Below are 21,463 nucleotides of genomic sequence, written 5' to 3'. Positions count from 1 at the left end.
CTTTTGCTAAAACGATTATTTAAAAAGAAAAGTTATATATTAATGCTACTGCTGGTGCCTCTTATGGTCTTTCTTCTCAGATTTATAGGTGAAGATAATGGTGGTATCATGACTGTTGGTATTTGCATAATGGGAGACGATGCCAGCTCAATCATTTTCAGGGCGAGCATTCCTGAAGAAACTAGCCCAATTCATTATGAATTTTATGAATCAAAAGAATCTCTGATTGAGGCAGTGGAAAATAACACCGTCGATGAGGCATGGATTGTGCCAAAGAATTTGGATGGTATTGTAGAAACTGTAGCGAAAAATGAAATCCCCCTTGAAAGTGTGGAGATAGTTGTTCGTGAAAATGGATTATCTCATCTTCTAGGCAGGGAGATTCTGTGTAGCAAGATATACCCATCGGTTGCTAAGCAGTTGTTGATAAACTATATGAATGCCAGAGTCTATGGTGGAAACATGACAGAACAGCAACAGGCAGAATTAATGGAAGCCTTTGACAGCTTTGCTCTATCAGAAAGCTTATTTAATGCAGGTTATGTGGATGCTTCTGAAGTGGAAGATACATCCATTATACTGATGCCTCTTCGCGGAATATTAGCTCTTTGGCTTATGCTTTGTGGAATTGCCACATCCATGTATTATCTTGAGGATCAGGAAAATGGACTTTTTATTTGGTGGCATATCAGGGCTATTTTTATCAGAGAATTGGGATACTATCTAGTGGCCTTTATAGCTCCATCCGTTGTTGTGTTAATTAGCCTGGCTTATAGCGAAAGTTTCACAACAGTATCCCGTGAGCTTCCCGCACTTTTCTTGTATATCTTAGCCACTATCATTTTATCCATAATATTGAGGTTAGTTGTGCCAGATAAAAAGCATATAGGAATATTAATCCCAGCTTTAATAATTCTAAACTCGCTTTTATCTCCAGTGTTTATTGACTTTAAAGAGCTTCGCCAAATACAAAAATGCTGCCCGGCATTTCATTACCTGAGCAGCATCCATGATATATATTATTTGAAGACATTATTTGTTTATACGGTACTCCTTGGGGGTCTTGCTGTACTTCTTTTTAAACTGCCTGTTAAAATGAGACAGGTTTTCAAAGCCCACCTGCTGTGAAATCTCTAAGATATTTTCCTCGGTGGAAAGTAGCAGGCGCGCCGCCATTGAAAGCCTGTAGTCATTTAGATAAGTAATAAAGCTTACTCCGAAGGTCTCCTTAAAGAATCGCATGAAATGTGATTCTGAAAATCCGGCGCGGTCTGCCATGTCTGCCACAGTCATTGGCTCGCTGTAGTGTAGCTCTACATATTTGATGACGGGCTTTAGCTTGTCAATTCTGCGGATGCTTGAGGCATCCCTTTTTTCTTCATATAAAGTGACCAGATCAAAAAGCATCAGATAAAGGTTTCCCTTTATGGCAAGTCCCCATGCACCTTCACGATGACTTGAAATATTATCGTTACTATCTAAGTACTTGCGTAAACTCTCATACCCAGGAACGCCCTGTTTAAAAATCTTTGGCACCCTTACCGCATTCTCAAAAAACGGAAGTAGAAAAGTATCATAAAAATCATCCATCGAGGAAGAGAAGATTTTCCCATCAAATAGGATATTTTCATATTCCATTGTGGAATCATCCTTCTGAAAGATTCCATGAACATTTCCAGGGATAATGAGCGCAATGTCTCCAGCTGTCACAGCATACTCCTTGTTGTTGACAACTATCAGTCCCTCTCCCTTCTTTATATAAATGAATTCCACATCCTCGTGCCAGTGTAAAGGCACACTTTCAAAGTCCAGCGGAATCGTGCAAGGGTAAGTGTTGTAGGCAATATTATAGTCAAAGTGACTAGTCTTTTCGTGGATGGCTTGATATTCGTTTATGTTAATCATAGCAGAATAGTATCACTTTATAATAGAATTTCGCAAGTAAAATCGTATATCTTAGCAGTATACTCATACTATCATATGATGCTTAGTAAGTTTTTAAACAATTAAATGAGCCTGAGATACCCTGCGGGAGCACGGAGTACTGGAGGATATCTCAGGCGGACTATTAGGAGGATAAAAATGACAGCTAACGAGTATATCAAGGTAAGATTTGGCAGACACATGGACCAGTGCACAAATGAAGAGATTTACATCGGTCTTTTGGAGTATGTAAAGGACAAGGCACAGGATAAGGAAATCAAGGGTGGCAAGAAGAAGCTCTACTACATCAGTGCAGAATTCTTAATTGGAAAGCTTCTTTCAAATAACCTTATTAATCTTGGTCTTTATGACGAGGTTCAGAAGGAGCTTGAGGCTTGTGGAAAGTCACTTGCAGAAATTGAGGAGATTGAGGTTGAACCTTCACTTGGTAACGGTGGTCTTGGAAGACTTGCAGCTTGCTTCCTTGATTCAATCGCAACACTTGGACTTAATGGTGATGGTGTAGGTCTTGCATACCACATGGGTCTTTTCAAGCAGGTATTTAATAACAATCTTCAGAACGAGGTACCAAACCCTTGGATGTCTGAGCACAGCTGGATGACAAAGACAGACAAGACATACCAGGTAGATTTCGGTGGCTTCAACGTTCAGTCAAGAATGTATGATATAGATGTTACAGGTTATGATTCAGTAACAACAAAGCTTCATCTTTTCGATGTAGAAACAGTAGATGAGAGTATTATTAAAGATGGAATTAATTTTGATAAGGGCGAGTTTACAAAGAACCTTACACTTTTTCTTTATCCAGATGATTCAGATGATAACGGTAGATTACTCCGTGTATATCAGCAGTACTTCATGGTAAGCAACGCAGCTCAGCTTATCTTAGATGAGGCTGTAGAGAAGGGTTCTAACCTTTACGACCTTGCTGATTACGCAGTTATTCAGATAAACGATACACATCCATCAATGGTTATTCCAGAGCTTATTCGACTCCTTCAGATTCGCGGGCTTACTATGGACGAGGCAATTGATGTGGTTTCTAAATGTACTGCCTACACAAACCACACAATCCTCGCTGAAGCTCTCGAGAAGTGGCCAATCCACTTCATGATGAAGGCTGTTCCACAGCTCATGCCTATAATTCGCGAGCTTCACAACCGCATCGCAAAGAAGGTAAACGACCCAGATGTAGACATCATCAAGGATGGTCTTGTACACATGGCACACATGGACATCCACTATGGTATTTCTATCAACGGTGTTGCTGCCCTTCACACAGATATTCTTAAGGAGACAGAGCTTCACAAGTTCTACGAGCTCTATCCTGAGAAGTTCAACAACAAGACAAATGGTATCACATTCCGTCGTTGGTTATTATATTGCAACCCAGAGCTTTCAAAGCTTATTGAAGAGCTTATCGGACCAGGCTTCAAGAAGGATGCTACAGAGCTTAAGAAGCTGGAGCAGTTTATGAATGATGATGCTGTTGTACAGCGTTTCCTTGATGTAAAGAACACTCGAAAGACGGTTCTCAAGAACTACCTTGCTAAGACACAGGGAATCGAAATTGATGATAACTCTGTTTACGATATCCAGATTAAGAGACTTCACGAGTACAAGAGACAGCAGATGAATGCTCTCTATGTAATCAACAAGTATTTTGAGATTAAGGAAGGCAAGAAGCCAGCTCGTCCAATCACTGTCATCTTCGGTGCAAAGGCAGCTCCAGCATACGTAATTGCTAAGGATATTATTCATCTTATCCTTTGCCTCTCTGAAATCATTGCAAAGGATCCAGAGGTAAGCCCATACCTTAAGGTTGTTATGGTTGAAAACTACAACGTAACACTTGCAGAGAAGCTCATCCCAGCATGTGATATCCACGAGCAGATTTCACTTGCTTCCAAGGAGGCATCTGGTACATCAAACATGAAGTTTATGCTTAACGGCGCTGTTGCCATCGGTACAATGGATGGTGCTAACGTTGAGATGCACGATTTTGTAGGTGACGATAACATCTACATCTTCGGCGAGGATTCAGACACAGTTATTAAGCGTTATGCTGATGCAAGCTACTGCTCACGCGACTACTACGAGAAGGATGCAAATCTTAAGAAGTGTGTTGATTTCATCGTTTCAGACAAGCTTATGGAAGTTGGTCAGAAGGAGAATCTTGAGCGTCTCTACAACGAGCTCCTTAACAAGGACTGGTTTATGACATTCCCAGATTTCAAGGATTACTGCCAGACTAAGGAAAAGGCTTACAAGGATTTCGAGAACCGCACAGAGTGGGGCCGAAAGATGATAAAGAATATCGCAAACGCAGGCTTCTTCTCGTCAGATCGTACAATTGCTCAGTACAATGAAGATATTTGGCATTTATAAGCCGCCATACATAACCTAAAGCTAAGCTGGTAGGTATCAAGCTCTTGGTGTTACTCAGTGAGACATGTAGTCGAGCAGAGTAATACCAAGGCTTGAGGCCGTAACCAGCTTTTTATTGATTTTAGAGTGGCGGCATGATAATATATTCCTAGTTGTGGCTCCCGGGGAGCCTAGAAATTGGAGGATATTTAATGAGCACAGGATTGATCGTTTTGCTTGTGATCTTGGTAGTTATGATTGCAGCATTGGTTGCTCTTTACTTCATGGGTAAGAAGGCAGAGGCACGCCAGGCAGAGCAGAAGGCTCAGATGGATGCAGTCGCACAGCAGGTTTCAATGCTTATCATCGACAAGAAGCGCTTAAAGATGAAGGAGTCTGGTCTCCCAGAGGCAGTTATTTCAGCAACACCTTGGTACGCTAGAAATTCTAAGGTGCCAGTTGTTAAGGCAAAGGTTGGCCCACAGATGATGACTCTCATCTGCGATGCAGAGATCTTCGATGAGGTTCCTGTAAAGAAGGAAGTTAAGGCTACAGTTTCGGGCCTTTACATCACAAAGGTTAAGGGACTTCGCGGTGGCAATGCTCAGACAGAGACTAAGAAGAAAAAGGGTCTCAGAGCATGGGCACTTAACAAGCGTAAAGAGCTCGAAGCAGAGAAAAATAAATAGAGTTCACAGAATTTTTAAGAGCACCAGCGTTGGTGCTCTTTTTTATTACCCTCTAAAGTGATAGAATATTCTTAAAATTTAGAATATTGCGCGATAAATTGCGCTGGAGGGGTTTATGGAAAAAATGATGAAGAAAATTAGCAAGCTATTTCTGTCCTTTGCGTTGGTACTATTGGCTTTTTCTGTGATGCCAAAGCTGACAGCCCAGGCGGCTTCAAATGATGAACTTACCGCCTGCTCAAAGGTTTTTGATGGTGCATATTATGCGGCTCTTTATCCGGATGTTGCAGCATCAGTAAATGGCAGCCAGCTTGGACTTTTAAATCACTATGTATATTTTGGCATTTACGAAGGACGCAACGCCAGTGCAGCCTTCAATGCCACTGATTATATGAACAAAAATCCTGATCTTCAGGCATTGTACGGTGATAATCTTTTGGGCTACGTATTTCATTATGTAAATGCAGGAAAGGCTGAGGGCAGAGATGCAACTCCTGTGGCAGGCTCTGAAATCGTCATTCCTTCTAATTATACTTTACTTGGAATTTATTCTACCGAGTATAATGCCGAGCAGGCTCGCGCAACTAATATCAAGATTGCAGCTGACCATGTGAACGGCACTGTTGTTGAATCTGGGAAAACATTTTCAGCCAGCAGATCAATTGGTCCACGTAACACTGAAAATGGATTTGTAACAGCTCCTGTTTTCATTAATAAGGAGCACGCTATGGGAATCGGTGGTGGTGTCTGCCAGGTTTCTTCGACAATATACGCAGCAATGAAGACTGCAGGTATTGCAGCAAGCGAGAGACATCCACATTCTCTTCCTGTAAACTATCTTCCAGCTGGCTGGGATGCCACTATTTCAGGCAATGCGTTGGATTTGAAATTCGTAAATCATTACGATTCAAATATTGTTATATATGAAACAGCAAATAATGGAATTTTAACCGCAGCGTTATATCTTGAGAATTAAATCGCGTTAGGGCTAGATTTATAACGTATCTGATGCTATAATGGGCAAGTATTTTTGTTTTTTATATGCGAGGATAATATTGTGGAAGAGTTATTAAGTAAGAAGTCTCCGGACGTCGCGGAGTACATTCGACAAATTAATAGAGCTCGAAAAGTCGACAATGCTAAGCATTTAGATCTTGCCTGTGATTTGTTCGATATGGCCCAGGAGCGCGGCAACGAAGACTTGAAGGATTTTGCCAGCTGCACATTGGGAGACGCATGCTGTCAAAATAACGATTTTTCTCAAGCCCTTTACTATTTGTCTGCGGGAATAGAAGGCTTGGCGAAGACAGACGAATATATGCTCATTTGTCAGAGCTATAACGAAATGGGCATCATTTATAGAAGCGAAGGACATTCCATTACCAGTGAGGAGTGCTTCCTTAGTAGCATTAATATTGCCCGAGAGCATCGTCTGTATTATCAGGAGGCTCTTGCATGCTCGAATTTTGCGGCACTTTGTGAGCAGATGGGCGCAATGGCAGAGGGCTTGGAGTATCATTACCGCGCGGTTGAGTGCTGCGGTCTTATTGATAATTCCCAGCTGAAGAATACATTCCTGGTTGGCGAGTATGCGCTTATTACCACTCTCTTTGTTATGCTTGATAAAATCAGGGAGGCCAAGGGCACTCTTGACGATATGGAGCGCCTTGTGAAGCTCTATCCAGAGTTCAATGAGTCCTTTGAAATTTGCATAGCCCGTTGGTACTATTACAACGCTGTTGAAAATAATGAACGTTCCGAGGAGTGTAAGCGTGCCTGCATCAAGGCGTTCTATGACTGCGCAGATTTGGTACGCTATTTTGATGAGATTAACGCTTTCTCAAAGCTGATGCTTTATGATAAGGAATATCGCGAGCTCGAGAAAGTATTCGAACATATTGATAATGTATTTGTTTACGATGATTTGACAAATCTTCATCTTCATATAGAAGAGTACAAAATTGGTATGTATCAGGACATGGGTGATGAGGCGAAGATGCTTGAGGCCTCTTATAACTTCTATGAGTACAGCCGAATCAAGGCTGCCGACTCGAAGAAGTCATTCATGACAACCCTTAGACTTCGCTCCGAATTGCTTCAGCAGAAGACGAAAAATCTTTTCCTTTCTGCTGCTGCGGAGACTGACATGCTGACAGGTCTCGCCAACAGAACAAAGCTCAATAATGTTATTGATGAGCTGTTCATTATGGCTAATAAAGAGTGCAAAAGTCTTGGCGTTGAGATGCTTGATGTGGATTACTTCAAGCAGGTTAATGATAACTATGGTCATGCCAAGGGAGACCAGCTTCTAAAGACAATTGGTAAGGCTCTTAAGGAGTTTATAAATGACAAGATTTTCATCGCCCGTTACGGCGGAGATGAGTTCGTAATCTACTATTATGATATGACAGATGATCAGATTCTTGAGGTTGTTCGTGAAATTCAAAACAAGATGGATATCATCGGCGATGAGTTAGACCTTGGCGTAATCACTGTGTCTCAGGGTATTGTTAATCGTATACCAGAGCCTTGCAATAGAGCTTGGGATTATCTTAATTCTGCTGACTATGCCCTTTACTATGTTAAGAACAATGGTAAGTCAAATGCCCGCCTGATTCATGCTCGAAAAGAGCTTGAACAGGAAGAATGGTGCAAAGTTTTTTGACACATTAGATACTAAAAGTTTATAATATGTAATTAATTAGACAGAAGACATTTAATCGGTCTTCTGTCAATTTATGTGCGGGGGTATACTCATAATGGCAAAGCTATATTTTTACTACGGTGCAATGGGCTCATCCAAGACTGCGAATGCGCTTATGACACATTTCAATTACGAGGAGGTTGGGCAGAATGCACTTTTAGTGAAGCCAGCGGTGGATACCCGCGATGGCGAGCGCGTGGTTCATTCCAGAATCGGTCTGGAAAATGAATGCATCTTCCTCGAAGAACTGACAGAGATGGCAGAAGAGGAAATCAAGAAATACGATTGTATTATTGTTGATGAGGTTCAGTTTGCCACACCTGAGCAGGTGGATTATCTCTCAGATATCGTTGATTTTATGGATGTTCCAGTTGTAGCATACGGACTCAGGGCTGATTTTCAGAATGAACTGTTCCCAGGTTCAAAGCGCCTTATTGCAATTGCAGATGTGATTCATGAGGTAAAGACTGTGTGCTGGTGCGGACGCAAAGCAACCTGCAACTGTCGCTACAACGAAAATGGAGTAGTGCGCTCTGGCCCTCAGGTTATGCTTGGCGCCAACGACTCCTACGTGGCGTTGTGCCGTAAACACTTCAAGTTGGGACAGTTGAAGGATAATTAGGATTTAGATGAGCTGGTAAGTAACCAGCGGACTGAGGTATAGATGATATTCAGTATTACAACAACTTTAATATTTTTCTTGTATTGCATAGTGTGGATACAGATTCCAGGCTTGTTGCTGGTAACATTTTTACTGCCGAGAAGATTAAAGTTTTCCACAAGACTCTTGGCAGGCTTTTTCATGGGCTTTATGCTCATGGCAATGGTGTATTATCTGGAGTCTCTGACGGGCATCAAGTATTTGACTATGCTGGCAGGACCGATTGCAACACTTGTTGCTGTGGCCCACTATTCAAAAAAAGGCCGCCCTTCAGTTTTTAATGCTGGGGAGCAATTTAGATGGTCCTATTTGATTTTGTTTGCAATTATATATATTGCAGCTACTTTGAATGTGCAGGTGAAGTATCTGTTTGCTCTTGGTGGTCAGACCACGCAGGTTTATCACGACATTCTGTTTCACACAGGAAATATTGTTTCCCTTAGTCGTTCATTTCCTGGGGCGGACATCAGAATTGATGGCCTCACATTTTATTATCACTACTATTTTGAATTGATATTTGCCATGTGTAAGCACATCTTCGGCATGGATGCCTTCAGCGTATATATGAATGGCAATTCACTGATTAGTGCATTTCCACTTACATTGGCATTGATTACAATAGGCGAGAGAATTCGAGGGGGAAGAGTAGTTACTCCTTTCAAATATTTCTTCTTTTGCTCAGGAATTTTGGTTTCAGGCATTGCACTTTTACCATTGAATGTTGCAGGCGGACGCTTCCCACTTTCATGGTCTAACAATCATTTCTTCGGAAATATTAATGCAATGGGCTTGGCGGTTGCATTGACAATTCTGATGGTGGATATACTTGCTGAATTATGGTACGACTCACTTGATCACAAAAATCTAATCGCGATTTATCTTTTGAGCTGCGCGGCTACAGGCTTCAAGGGTACCACAGGAGCAATGCTGGTTGGAATTACCTGGTCAGTATTTGTAATTGAGTCTTGCATAATGAAGAAGTTTCACTTACAACAGCTTTTATATAATGCAGTTTTAACTTTGGGATTTATCCTTACATGCATTTTTGTTACCGTAGGACTGAATCCCTCAGGTGCCAACAATCGTTCAATGGAAATTACCTGCCAGGGCACTCTTGAGGCCGGAAGAGTAGGTCAGTTAATCGAAAAACTTGGCTTCAACTATATGTCATTTCCTTGGGTTGTGCTTGCAGTGCTTCTTACTGTTATATGTATTATAGGACCATGCATTATCGCTTTTGTTCCATTTACATTTGGTAAGTTTAAGACTCTCATCCAGGAAGGTGTCATCGGAGATATCTTTGACTGGTTTTCAATTGGAATGATTTTGATGGGACTCATTGGCTTTTGTGCTGTCAGTGTTCCTGGTCTTTCACAGGGATATTTTGTGATAACCACAGCAGGTCTTATCTTTTATTGTGCTATGAAATATATGAGCCTGAACAGGCTTAACAATATATATAAAATTATGCATTTTTGCTTTTTTGTGGGGCTTTTGATTCTGATTGCAGATGTGGCAAATTTCTGTTGCACAGACTACAAGCAAATGGCAGTATATGGTACTCCAGCTGATGACAGAGCGGACCTCGTATCTTCAGATACGATGGAGGCATATCTTTGGCTGCGGGATAACACTGAAGAGGATGCAAAGATTGCAGTGGACAGGTTGTCTGAGGAGCTTGATCATCGAAGCATTTACTTCTATGCCAGTGCCTTTTCAGAGCGCCAGTGCTATCTTGAGGGCTATGATTATTCTGATATTGCTGAGAAGCAGGTGGAGGCGATGCTTGCTACAAATGAGAAGTTCTTCAGCGATAATTTCATGGAGGCACAGGCTGCCATGGAAATAAATGGGATTGATTATCTGGTGGTCACAAAGCAGATGCATCCAGATTTCCAGCCTGAGAGCCAGAGATTTGAGCTGGTATTTAAAAACAGCGATGTTACAATTTATAAATACATGTAAAACACGTGATTTAGGAGTTTTATGATTAAAGACATTATCACCAACAAAAAATTAATAGCAAAGCTTGCAAAAAACGATTTCAAGCAGAAGTTTGCAGGTTCGACATTAGGTGTGATTTGGGCATTCGTGCAGCCGGTAATCACGGTGCTTGTGTACTGGATTGTTTTTGATAAAGCATTGAATCAGGGAACTCAGGGCACTAAGGCAGGAATTGATGCTCCATTCGTGCTTTGGCTTTCAGCAGGTATCGTGCCTTGGTTTTATTTCAGCGAAGTCCTTTCTGCTGGAACAGTTGTACTTCATGAGTACAACTATCTGGTTAAAAAGGTAGTGTTCCCAATCAATGTACTTCCAATCGTAAAGGCAGTTTCGTCGCTTTTTGTACATGGATTTTTTGTGCTCTTTACACTTGTTGTTTACCTACTTTATGGTTATGGAATTTCTCCATACATTTTGCAGGTGGTATATTATTCTGTTGCAATGATGGCACTTGTCATTGGACTTATTTATCTTACCAGTGCACTTTGTGTTTTCTTTAAGGATATGGCTCAGCTCATCAATATTTTCCTTCAGGTAGGAATTTGGGCTACACCAATCATGTGGAACTTCGACACAATGATGGAAAAGATTCCAACATGGCTTCAGATTCTGCTCCAGCTGAACCCAATGTATTACATCACCAGTGGCTACCGAGATTCCTTTATTTCGCAGACAGCCTTCTGGAACCGCCCATATTTAACAATCTACTTCTGGGCCCTCACAATCGTACTTTTCATTTTAGGAACACACGTATTCCGTAAATTACAGAGTCAATTTGCTGATGTATTGTAGGTTCTCGGAAAACTATACTAAAATACCCTGAGATTTTGGGGTATTTTTTTATCTGAAAATTTACAAAATCTTGGATGTGTTGTGATAAAATGAAACTAGCTAGAAAGAGGGGGCCTGCGTATGAAAAGTAAGTTATTTTCAAAAGTCGGGAGAACCGTCGCTGTCAGCATGGTTGCCTTACTTACTTCTTTTGTATTCTTAAATGCCTTCAACTATTTACCAGCCAATGCTGATGAGGATATTGTAGTTCAATTAGTGGCTCATAGAGGTTACTCTGGAGCCTATCCTGAAAATACTCTTAGCGCCTTTGCAGGCGCTTATGCTTGCGGCGCAAAGACAGTTGAATTTGATGTTCGAAAAACTAAAGATGGACAGCTGGTTATCTATCATGACGAGAATTTGCAGAAGATTGGCGGCGATGAAAGTACTATCGCCGATCACACCTATGAGGAGCTTTTGCAGTATGATGCAGGAATGTGGTATGGCAGGGAATTCCGCATGGAGCGTATTCCTACTTTAGATCAGACATTGAGCTTGCTTCAGTCTACCAATATGCGTATTTTCTGTGAGCTGAAGGACATAGGGGAGGACCCAGAGTTTGTAGCCCAGGTTTACGATAGATTTGAAAAGTTTGGACTTTTGGATAAGGTAATTTTTCTTTCCTTCAACTATGATTACCTGATGGGAATTAAGGCCATCAATCAGGATCAGCCAATTATGAAGCTGGCTTCCTTCGGAAAGTCAAATCTTCCGACTAAATACCCTGCAGAGTACTATGGGGTAAATATGAAGACACTTACACCTCGCACCGTGCGGGCTATTCACGAGGCAGGATCAAAGGTATATTGCTACACACCGGAGACAAAGGGCCAAATGCTTTCGCTTCAGCGTCTCGGCGTAGATGGGGTTATTACAGACAATGTTGTCTTTCAATAATTATCGCGTGTAACATATTCACCCGCTTTAGGTATGGGGTTGCCTAAAGCTATGGGGCACCAATAGTGGTGCCCCTTTTTTGATGGTGGAAAATGTGTTAAAATGGGGATTGATTAGTATATTAGGAGACGATATGAGCGATTACGTTATAGAAGTTAAGCATGTGGACAAGGTCTACAAGCTTTTTGATAGTAATAAAGCCAGAGTTGCTGACACTCTTGGCCTCACTCGAAAGAAGAATTATAAGGAGCACTTCGCCCTCAAGGATATGTCCTTTGAGGTGAAAAAGGGCGAGTGCGTTGGATTGATTGGAACCAATGGTTCCGGAAAGTCCACCATTTTAAAGATTATCACAGGTGTCCTTTCACCAACTAGAGGTGAGGTCAATGTAGACGGCAGAATATCAGCTCTTTTGGAGCTTGGAGCAGGCTTTAATCAGGAGTATACAGGCATTGAGAATATTTACCTGAATGGCACTATGCTCGGCTACACCAAGGAGGAAATCGACGAGAAGCTTGATGATATTCTCAGCTTCGCAGATATCGGAGATTTCGTTTTCCAGCCAGTAAAGACCTATTCTTCAGGTATGTTCGTGCGTTTGGCATTTGCTGTTGCGATTAATATAGATCCAGAAATCCTTATCGTTGACGAGGCTCTTTCCGTTGGAGATGTTTTCTTCCAGGCAAAGTGCTACAAGAAGTTCGAGGAGTTCAAGGCAGCTGGCAAGACTATTCTTTTTGTTTCTCATGACCTTGGTGCTATCAGCAAATATTGCGATAGGGCAGTGCTCATTAATAAGGGCGACAAGGTTGCAGAGGGCACACCGAAGGATATGATTGATATCTACAAAAAGATTTTAGTTGGTCAGGAACCTGCGCTAAACAGCAAGGTAACCGGACTCGATGACCTTTTGGATTCCAATGGACAGGCAGCTTCGGGAGCTGCTGACAATGGAAAGGCATGGAAGTCAAACTACCAGCTCAATCCAAATGTGAATGAATACGGTGATGGTCGCGCAAGTATTGTGGATTTCGCCGTAATTGATGATAATGGCAATTATACTAATGCAATCATGAAGGGTAGCACCTTTACGGTGAAATCAAAGGTGCACTTCAATACTGATATCGAAAATCCGATTTTCACTCTCACATTTAAGACACTGAAAGGAATCGATGTCACTGGCACAAACACCATGTATGAGAAGTGTGATGTGGGCCTCTGCAAAGAGGGCGACGAATATGTTGCAACCTTCACTCAGAAGATGGATATGCAGGGCGGCGAGTACCTCATGTCTATCAGCTGCACTGGCTATGACGGAGTGGATTTTGTGGCCTACCATAGGCTTTACGATGTAATGAATATCACAGTGGTCAGCACAAAGAACACTGTCGGTTTCTATGATATGAATTCAAAGGTTTCAGTTGAAAAAGTGTAATGTGCAATTACTATTTTGAAGGGATAGGTGCCTATGATTCAGGAAAAATATAACAGAAGAATCTTTGACGAAGGAACCATCGATGCAATTGAAAATTTGAGCCACCTGAGAAGTAATGTGCTCTCACCGGTGGGAATTGGCAAGGACGATAATGTGCTGATTCTTGAGCCGGACTGCACATCTATTGTTGAGTGGCTGCAGGAGACTGCATCTCAGGTGACCGTTGCAGGTTCGGGAACAATAGAAGAAGTTAAAGGCACATTTAATATTATTATAAACCTCGGACATATGATCGAGACCCCATCTGCTTTGAAAAAGCTTCTGTCAACAGACGGCAGGCTGGTTTATGCTTTGGCGGAAAAGGATAGACTGGCAGCCTTTGTTAAAAAGCTTTTGCTTGAAGCAGGCTTTGAGGACATCACCACATTCAGGGTGAGCCCGGACTACTTATTCACTAGAGAGATTTATTCTGAGGATTACATAGGGGGAGGGGCAGGTGACTATCTGCTCATTGCTAAATAATTTATGGAAAGATTACTTTACGAAAAGCTTTCAAACGAACGCAATCCTAAATATAACATTATCACAGATATTGTAGAGCGTGATGGCAAAAGGGTGGTTATCAAAAAGCCCTACGACAGTCAGGCGATAAATCATATACATAGAGTTTTCAACAGTTACAGAGGCTTGCAAGATCTTTTGCAGGGCTCTGCTTTTTGCGTAAATGAGAGTCAGCTTGTAGGCGATACAATCGAAAGCGAATTCCTTGAGGGTGAGCATCTTACGGCTGCTGATAGTCAGCAGTTTCTTGATGCGGTAAAGTCAGCCTTCATTCCAAAGTCTACTGAATTTGATGCAAGCGATGAATTTACCAAAGTGTTTGGTGAGGTGGATTTGCCTAGAGGAGTGCTTGCTTGCAAGTTCTTAGATATAGATTTAATTTTTGATAATATTATTAAGACGGACAAGGGATGGGAAATCATTGACTACGAGTGGACCTTTGATTTTCTTGTGCCTATCAACTATATGCTTTATCGCGTTGTGAAGTTCAGTGATCTTCCAGGAAATCTGGTGGAGATTTCTGACGAGGAGCGTGCGCAGTATGAAAAGATGGAAGCTCATTTTCAGTATCAGTACTGCTTTAAGGATGTGAAAAACCTTAAGGAGCTTTTCGAACATGCGGATAGCCGCAGCAAGACCAGTGCTGATTTTGCAATTGCAAGCCGTGACTATCAGATTTCTCAGTTGCAAGAATTGATCGCTGCAAAGGACACTCACATCAGAAATATCGAGGCTGTGAATGAGCAGCTTCGCACAATATATGACAACACCGTGAATACCAGAGGCTACAAGACTTTGGAGAGCATCCGCGCCTTTAAGTCCTTCCTCACTGGAAAGCAGACTCCAGCCAGGGAAGCCAAGCGTGCCGAGAGAGAAGCTGCAAAGGCCGCCAAGGCCGCAGCAAGAGAAGCTAAGAGGGCAGCGGAGCGAGGCGAGGAAGCACCTTCTATTGCCGTGCATCTTCATCTTTTTTATGTGGATTTGCTGCCAGAGTTTGTCAGCTATTTTGCAAACATACCTTACGGATTTGATTTGTATATTTCCTGCCAGGAGGGGGCAGATGTTAATGCCATAAGAGCAGGGCTTAAGGAACTGAAGCTTGCTAAGACAGTGGATATCAGACCACTTCAAAATCGTGGTCGAGACTTGGCACCGCTGTATGTAGCGTTTGGTTCTGAGATTTTAAAACACGATTATATTTTGCATGTACATTCAAAGAAGTCCCTGTATTCAGGACAGGAGAAGGGTGGCTGGAGACAGTTCTCCCTTGAGCTTTTATTAGGCTCTCCAGAGAAGGTTAATTCCATTTTTGATATGTTCAAAAATAAGAATGCTGGCCTTGTGTACCCAGATATTCATGAGGAAGTGCCTATGATTGCCTACTCATGGCTTGCAAACGCTGGCCTTGGAGCTAAGCTTGCCCAGGAGTATGATTTGGGTGAGCTGCCAAGCGTTTTCAATTATCCAGCAGGAAGCTTTTTCTGGGCTAAAACAGATGCAATCAGACCTGTTTTTGAGCATGGATACAGCTATGAAAGTTTCCCAGAGGAAGCAGGCCAGACAGATGGCACATTGGCACATGCCCTGGAGCGAATCCTTCCGTTTATTTCCCGCAAGCAGGGGTATGATGATTTCATCCTCTATTTGGAGGATGGTGACACCAGAATGAACAAGAGCCTTCGTCCATTTGCTGGAAACTTCAAGGTGGATAAGCAGCTTTTGATTATGAAGCTAGTTGCCTATGACGTTATTTCCTTTGATATTTTCGACACACTGATTACCCGCACAGTCTATGAGCCTGATGATGTGTTCAGACTTTTGGAGCGGATTATCTTTAACAAATATGGTAAAAAGGTGGATTTCCTGAAGCTTAGAAAAGCGGCCGAGTCAGCAGCTACTGAGAAGTACGGGGCCATGACTACCATCGATAAGATTTATGTTGAGGTGGCAAGGGACAAGACCATTGGTGATATCGCCATGGATATAAAAAAGCTTGAAATTGAGCTTGAAACTGCGGTATGCATTCCAAGACATGATATGGTCGAGGTTTACAATGCCATGAAGAGCATGGGCAAGCATGTCATTCTCGTCAGCGATATGTACCTGAATCGTGTGGAGGTGGTTGGCCTTCTTCACAAATGTGGTATTGCTTATTACGATGAGCTTCTCATTTCCTGTGAGGTGGGAGCACGCAAGGATGATGGTACTATGTGGAACATGGTTCTTGCAAATATGCCAAAGGATCGCTTCATCCATGTGGGTGATAACTTCCGTTCTGATTCACAGATCCTAATGGATAGAGGCGTGGCAAGTCACATCGTCCTCAATCCTAGGGATATGCTTACGCTTTCGGATTTCTCTTATTTTGGAAAGCTTGCCAAGAGAAGTCTTGCGGATTCTGTAATTGTAGGACAGGCAGTTAACGGTGGCATTTTCAATTCGCCATTTGCTTTCGATGAGAGTGGAAGCCTGCACTTTAAGAGCATGTACGATTTTGGCTACACAACCATGGGACCGCTGATGGCACGATTCACCCAGTGGATTGTTGATGAAAATACAAAGAGCGGGGAGCGACTGCTACTTCTTGCCAGGGAAGGCTATATGCTGGAGAGACTTATCAAGGGATACTGTCAGGCAAAGGGACAGCAGGTTCCTGATATTCACTATTTCCTTACATCACGACGCGCCTGCGCTGTGCCAGCTCTTGAAAATGATGAGGACATCCGTGAGTTAATCAAACAGAAGTATCAGGGAAGCTTTAGCAATCTTCTGTGGGAGCGCTTCGGCCTTACCATTCATGATGGTGATGAGGATAGGGAGTTTGATTACGAGACCAAGCCAGAGACCATAATGGAAGCGCTGGCTCCATATAAGAACGAGATTTTTGTCAAGGCTAAAGCTGAGAAAACTGCTTATCTAAACTACGCCAGTGATTTCTTTGCTGGTGCCAGTGATTTGGCCGTTGTAGATGTGGGATTTTCAGGCACAATCCAGTACTTCCTTATGAAGCTTACAGAACGTGATATCGCCGGACACTATCTGGCACTTCATTCTAACAAGCCAGAGAGAATCGGTGGCAGAGCAGATGCGATTTTTACAATTACGGACCCACGTCTTATTGATGAAAGTAAGCTTTTGCGCTACCAGCTTTTCCTTGAAAATGCACTTAGCGCACCATTCGGTCAGCTCATCAATTTCGAGATGAAGGATGGCAAGCCAAAGCCAAACTTCAAGGATGATGACTATGTGAGCGAGGCTGTAAAACAGCTACAGCAGGGCATCTTAGACTTTGTTATTCAATATGCTGCTACACTTCGCAGCACTGGAGATGGTATGGTTTCTGATGCAAAGCTTGTAGAAGATTTATTCTATGATATAATTGCTGCTGGTACACTGACACCAGAAATCGCGGAAAGCCTTACAGTTGAGGACGGCTACAGCCGCGGCGGTGTGCAGAAATTTGATGTAAAAACAGGAGCCTGGAAGGTTGAGTAGGCTTCTCCTTGAGGTGTAATATTGAGAGATACATTCAATGTGGTATTCATCCGATACCATCTAACCAAACAAAATACTCTGCTCTTCCAGGGCTTCTACCCTTTTGACAACCCAAAGGGCTATGACCTTGTGGCAGAGCTAAACGGCAAGCCTTACAAGATGGACATCACCATCAACGAGGGCAACGAAGTTCGTCGGCGCTACATTGCAGCCCACAAGAGTGTTTCCAAGGAATACGTGGGAGAGATTGAGCTTCCAGAGGATTTGAGCACAGTAAAGAGCCTGAAGCTTATTTGCGTTTTAGGTGAGAGTGGTGCTTCAAATCAGGTTCGCTCTGTGGTTTACAAGGCTACAGGCCGCGACCTTCAGAAGTTGAAAAAGGAATACGAGTACAATCTTGAGCGTGCAGCTGTCACGGATGACAAGATTCAGATTCTCGGTTGGGCAATTGGAAATGTTCCCGAAGAGTTCCATCTTTACGATGGCACAAAAGAAATCCCAATTTCTGTAAAGCGTATGTTCCGTAAGGATGTTTACGGGGTTTACCCAGAGCTTACCGAAAAATGTGACTCAGGTCTGGAGATTGTTTTCGACAAGGGCAACTACAAGAATCTGAGGCTTACTATCACAGCAAATGGTCAGGTTTACGATTGTAAGGTTGACACAGCACACGTGCTCACAGGTGGAAATCTTCTTCCAAAGAAGACACTCTGGGAGCGAATCGAGCTTTATCGTCAGGACAACGGACTTAGTGCCACAATCAAGCATGCCATTGATAAGTTCAAGGATGCCGATGCGCCAAAGTATACCTACATGGATTTCCTTACAAGCTTCGGTCCTACAGATGTTGAGCTTCAGCGTCAGCGCGATGAGAAGTTCGAGTATAATCCGTTGATGAGTATTGTGGTTCCGATGTATCAGACTCCTGAGAAGTTCCTTGTGGAGCTCATTGATTCAATCGTTGCTCAGACCTACAGCAACTGGGAGCTTTGCCTTGCAGACGGAAGCCCGGACGACAGCCTTGGGCAGTTCATTAATAAAAAATATGGCAAGGACCACCGTGTAAAATACACACATCTTCAGGCGAACCTTGGTATTTCTGATAACACAAATGCTGCAATCGCCCTTGCAACAGGTGATTATATAGTTCTTTCGGACCACGATGACACTCTTGCACCAAATGCTATGTACGAGTGCGTGGCTGCAATTAATAAGGACCGTAGCATCGATGTCATCTACACCGATGAGGACAAGATTTCCATGGACTCAAAGGAGTATTTTGAGCCAGTTTTCAAGCCAGATTACAACCTGGATTTGCTTTGCTCCGTAAATTATATCTGTCATCTCTTCATTTTCAGACGTGACATTTATGAAAAGGTGGGAGCATTTAATAAAGAATATGATGGCGCACAGGATCACGATTTCATCCTTCGTTGCTGTGAGGCAGCTGGAAATGTTCATCACGTTCCAAAGGCCCTTTACCATTGGAGAAGTCATGCGGCATCAACAGCCATGTCTGCTGAGAGCAAGCTTTATGCATTCGATGCGGGAGCCCGTGCTGTACAGGCTCACTACGACAGACTTGGCATCCCAGCAAAGGTTGAGCAGGATACCTTCTACGGCTGCTATCGAACCATTTACAACTGGGATAAGGAGCCACTGGTTTCCATCATCATTCCTAACAAGGACCATACCGATGATTTGGACAAGTGCATCAAGTCAATTGACACCAAATCATCTTACAAGAATATTGAATACATTATCGTTGAGAACAATTCCACTGAGCCAGAGACCTTCGAATACTACAAGTCAATCGAAGGCCGCCCAGATGTAAAGATTGTTCGCTACGAAACACCAGGCTTCAATTTCTCCGCTATCAACAATTGCGGTGCAAAGGCAGCCAGCGGTGATATGTACTTGCTTTTAAATAACGATACAGAAATTATCAACGAGAACTGCATCAAGGAGATGGTTGATGTTTGCCTTCGCCCTGATGTTGGAATATGCGGAGCACTTCTCTATTATCCAGACAACACCGTGCAGCACGCTGGCGTTGTAATGGGAATCGGAGGAATCGCTGGACACACCTTCGTAGGTCTTGAGAGAAGCGAGCCAGGCTATATGTTCCGTGCCGTTACTACTCAGGATTTGTCTGCGGTTACCGCAGCCTGCTTGATGGTGCGTAAGGATGTTTTCGAAGAGGTCGGAGGTCTCACAGAGGAGCTTGCAGTGGCATTCAATGATGTGGACTTCTGTATGAAGGTTCGTGATAAGGGCTACCTGGTAGTCTATAACCCACACGCAGAGCTTTACCACTACGAGTCCAAGTCCCGTGGTTACGAGGACACAGGAGAAAAGGTTGCCCGCTTCAACTCCGAGGTTGAGAAGTTAGAGCAACGCTGGCCAGACATCCTCGAAAAGGGTGACCCATACTACAACCCGAACCTGTCGATCCTCGATGGATGGTATCGTTTAAAAGAAGAGTAAATGTTAGTAAATGATTAAAGAATTTAGATGAGCCTTGTAACTATCAAGCTCTTGGTGTTGCTTGCAGAGCCAATCTCGCTCAAGAGCAATACCAAGGCTTGAGAGTGTAACAAGGCGGATTTGGAGAAATCATGAACAGAAAAATTGCAGTAGCCGGTACCGGCTACGTTGGTCTTTCAATAGCTACATTGTTATCTCAGCACAACCATGTTGTTGCCGTGGATGTAATTCCTGAAAAGGTGGATTTAATCAACAATAGAAAGTCCCCAATTGTGGACCCAGAAATCGAAGATTTCCTGGCTCACAAGGATTTGGATCTAACAGCAACCTTAGATGGCGAGTCAGCCTACAAGGACGCAGAGTTTGTAGTCATTGCCACACCTACAAATTACGACAGCGCAAAGAACTTCTTCGACACATCAGCTGTCGAGGCAGTCATTGAGCTTGTGCAGAAGGTGAACCCAAATGCCTACATGGTAATCAAATCCACAATCCCTGTTGGCTATACTCGAAACATCCGTGAAAAGATGGGGAGCGATAAGATTCTTTTCAGCCCAGAGTTCCTTCGTGAATCAAGAGCATTGTATGATAATCTCTATCCAAGCCGTATCATCGTAGGCACAGATGAAAGCGATGCTGATTTGACAAAGGCCGCTAATGAGTTCGCAGCACTTCTTGCTGAGGGCGCAATCAAGGAGAATATCGATACTCTTGTAATGGGATTCACAGAGGCAGAGGCGGTTAAGCTTTTTGCGAATACCTATCTTGCCCTTCGTGTCAGCTATTTCAACGAGCTGGACACTTATGCAGAGACGAAGGGACTTGATACACAGGCTATCATCAAGGGCGTTTGCCTTGACCCACGTATCACAGATCAGTACAACAATCCTTCCTTTGGCTACGGTGGATATTGCCTTCCAAAGGACACAAAGCAGTTGCTTGCAAACTATGCCGATGTGCCACAGGATTTGATTCGCGCAATTGTGGAGTCAAACCGCACCCGCAAGGATTTCATTGCCGATCAGGTGCTTAAAAAGGCTGGCTACTATGGCTATCAGGATACAAATCAGTACAGCAAGGAGCACGAGAAGGAAGTAACTATCGGCGTTTACCGACTCACAATGAAGTCAAACTCTGACAACTTCCGTCAGTCTTCAATCCAGGGCGTTATGAAGCGTGTGAAGGCAAAGGGTGCTACAGTTGTTATTTATGAGCCAACTCTTGAGGATGGCACAACCTTCTTCGGCTCAAAGGTTATCAACAACCTTGAGGCGTTCAAGGGCCAGTGCGATGCGATTATTGCAAACCGCTACGACAGCTGCCTTGACGATGTGAAGGATAAGGTCTACACTCGCGACGTTTTCGCAAGAGATTAATCTGGGATTGCA

General features: G+C 43.0%; 15 protein-coding genes. 14 read left to right on the top strand and 1 reads right to left on the bottom strand.

Translation table 11 applies throughout. The features are described from left to right. The first annotated feature begins 3 nt into the window (after positions 1-3). Complete coding sequence (locus FXF36_RS15155) at positions 4-1,128, top strand: ABC transporter permease (RefSeq protein ID WP_167511418.1); 1,125 nt, start codon at positions 4-6, stop codon at positions 1,126-1,128. Here FXF36_RS15155 and FXF36_RS15150 read toward each other — a convergent pair. Then, complete coding sequence (locus tag FXF36_RS15150) at positions 1,033-1,905, bottom strand: AraC family transcriptional regulator (RefSeq protein WP_151625534.1); 873 nt, start codon at positions 1,903-1,905, stop codon at positions 1,033-1,035. The genes FXF36_RS15155 and FXF36_RS15150 overlap by 96 nt on opposite strands. A gap of 177 nt (positions 1,906-2,082) precedes the next feature. Here FXF36_RS15150 and glgP point away from each other — a divergent pair, with 177 nt between their 5' ends. The 13 genes from glgP (at position 2,083) to FXF36_RS15085 (ending at position 21,451) form a co-directional block, all read left to right on the top strand. Next, entirely contained in the window at positions 2,083-4,332 is a 2,250-nt protein-coding gene (gene glgP / locus FXF36_RS15145) for a glycogen/starch/alpha-glucan phosphorylase (protein WP_151625532.1), read from the top strand. 191 nt (positions 4,333-4,523) lie between these two features. Next, positions 4,524-5,000: a hypothetical protein gene (locus FXF36_RS15140; protein ID WP_151625530.1), complete on the top strand. Its 477-nt coding sequence runs from the start codon at positions 4,524-4,526 to the stop codon at positions 4,998-5,000. 115 nt (positions 5,001-5,115) lie between these two features. Beyond that, on the top strand, positions 5,116-5,976 hold the full coding sequence (locus FXF36_RS15135; RefSeq protein ID WP_151625528.1) for a VanW family protein: 861 nt from the start codon (positions 5,116-5,118) through the stop codon (positions 5,974-5,976). A gap of 81 nt (positions 5,977-6,057) precedes the next feature. Then, on the top strand, positions 6,058-7,665 hold the full coding sequence (locus FXF36_RS15130; RefSeq protein WP_151625526.1) for a GGDEF domain-containing protein: 1,608 nt from the start codon (positions 6,058-6,060) through the stop codon (positions 7,663-7,665). Positions 7,666-7,759: 94 nt separating this feature from the next. Beyond that, positions 7,760-8,326 (top strand): thymidine kinase, encoded by a 567-nt coding sequence (locus tag FXF36_RS15125; protein ID WP_151625524.1) that lies wholly within the window; start codon positions 7,760-7,762, stop codon positions 8,324-8,326. Positions 8,327-8,515: 189 nt separating this feature from the next. Continuing rightward, a complete protein-coding gene (locus FXF36_RS15120) occupies positions 8,516-10,330 on the top strand; it encodes a hypothetical protein (RefSeq protein ID WP_167511417.1) in 1,815 nt (604 codons plus the stop codon). Positions 10,331-10,351: 21 nt separating this feature from the next. Beyond that, on the top strand, positions 10,352-11,161 hold the full coding sequence (locus FXF36_RS15115) for an ABC transporter permease (RefSeq protein WP_151625520.1): 810 nt from the start codon (positions 10,352-10,354) through the stop codon (positions 11,159-11,161). Positions 11,162-11,281: 120 nt separating this feature from the next. Then, positions 11,282-12,097: a glycerophosphodiester phosphodiesterase gene (locus FXF36_RS15110; RefSeq protein ID WP_151625518.1), complete on the top strand. Its 816-nt coding sequence runs from the start codon at positions 11,282-11,284 to the stop codon at positions 12,095-12,097. A 133-nt stretch (positions 12,098-12,230) separates the two neighbouring features. Next, complete coding sequence (locus FXF36_RS15105; protein ID WP_151625516.1) at positions 12,231-13,532, top strand: ABC transporter ATP-binding protein; 1,302 nt, start codon at positions 12,231-12,233, stop codon at positions 13,530-13,532. A gap of 33 nt (positions 13,533-13,565) precedes the next feature. Next, complete coding sequence (locus FXF36_RS15100) at positions 13,566-14,054, top strand: hypothetical protein (protein ID WP_151625514.1); 489 nt, start codon at positions 13,566-13,568, stop codon at positions 14,052-14,054. A gap of 3 nt (positions 14,055-14,057) precedes the next feature. Continuing rightward, on the top strand, positions 14,058-17,588 hold the full coding sequence (locus FXF36_RS15095) for a rhamnan synthesis F family protein (protein WP_151625513.1): 3,531 nt from the start codon (positions 14,058-14,060) through the stop codon (positions 17,586-17,588). A gap of 21 nt (positions 17,589-17,609) precedes the next feature. Beyond that, positions 17,610-20,075 (top strand): glycosyltransferase family 2 protein, encoded by a 2,466-nt coding sequence (locus FXF36_RS15090; protein WP_243143532.1) that lies wholly within the window; start codon positions 17,610-17,612, stop codon positions 20,073-20,075. Positions 20,076-20,206: 131 nt separating this feature from the next. Continuing rightward, positions 20,207-21,451 (top strand): nucleotide sugar dehydrogenase, encoded by a 1,245-nt coding sequence (locus FXF36_RS15085; protein ID WP_151625509.1) that lies wholly within the window; start codon positions 20,207-20,209, stop codon positions 21,449-21,451. The last annotated feature ends 12 nt before the right edge of the window (positions 21,452-21,463 follow it).

Origin of the sequence: Pseudobutyrivibrio xylanivorans (assembly GCF_008935055.1) — a bacterium.
Classification (GTDB): domain Bacteria; phylum Bacillota; class Clostridia; order Lachnospirales; family Lachnospiraceae; genus Pseudobutyrivibrio; species Pseudobutyrivibrio xylanivorans_A.
Note: the sequence above shows the minus strand (reverse complement) of the source record. Positions and strands in the feature narration are given on the sequence as shown.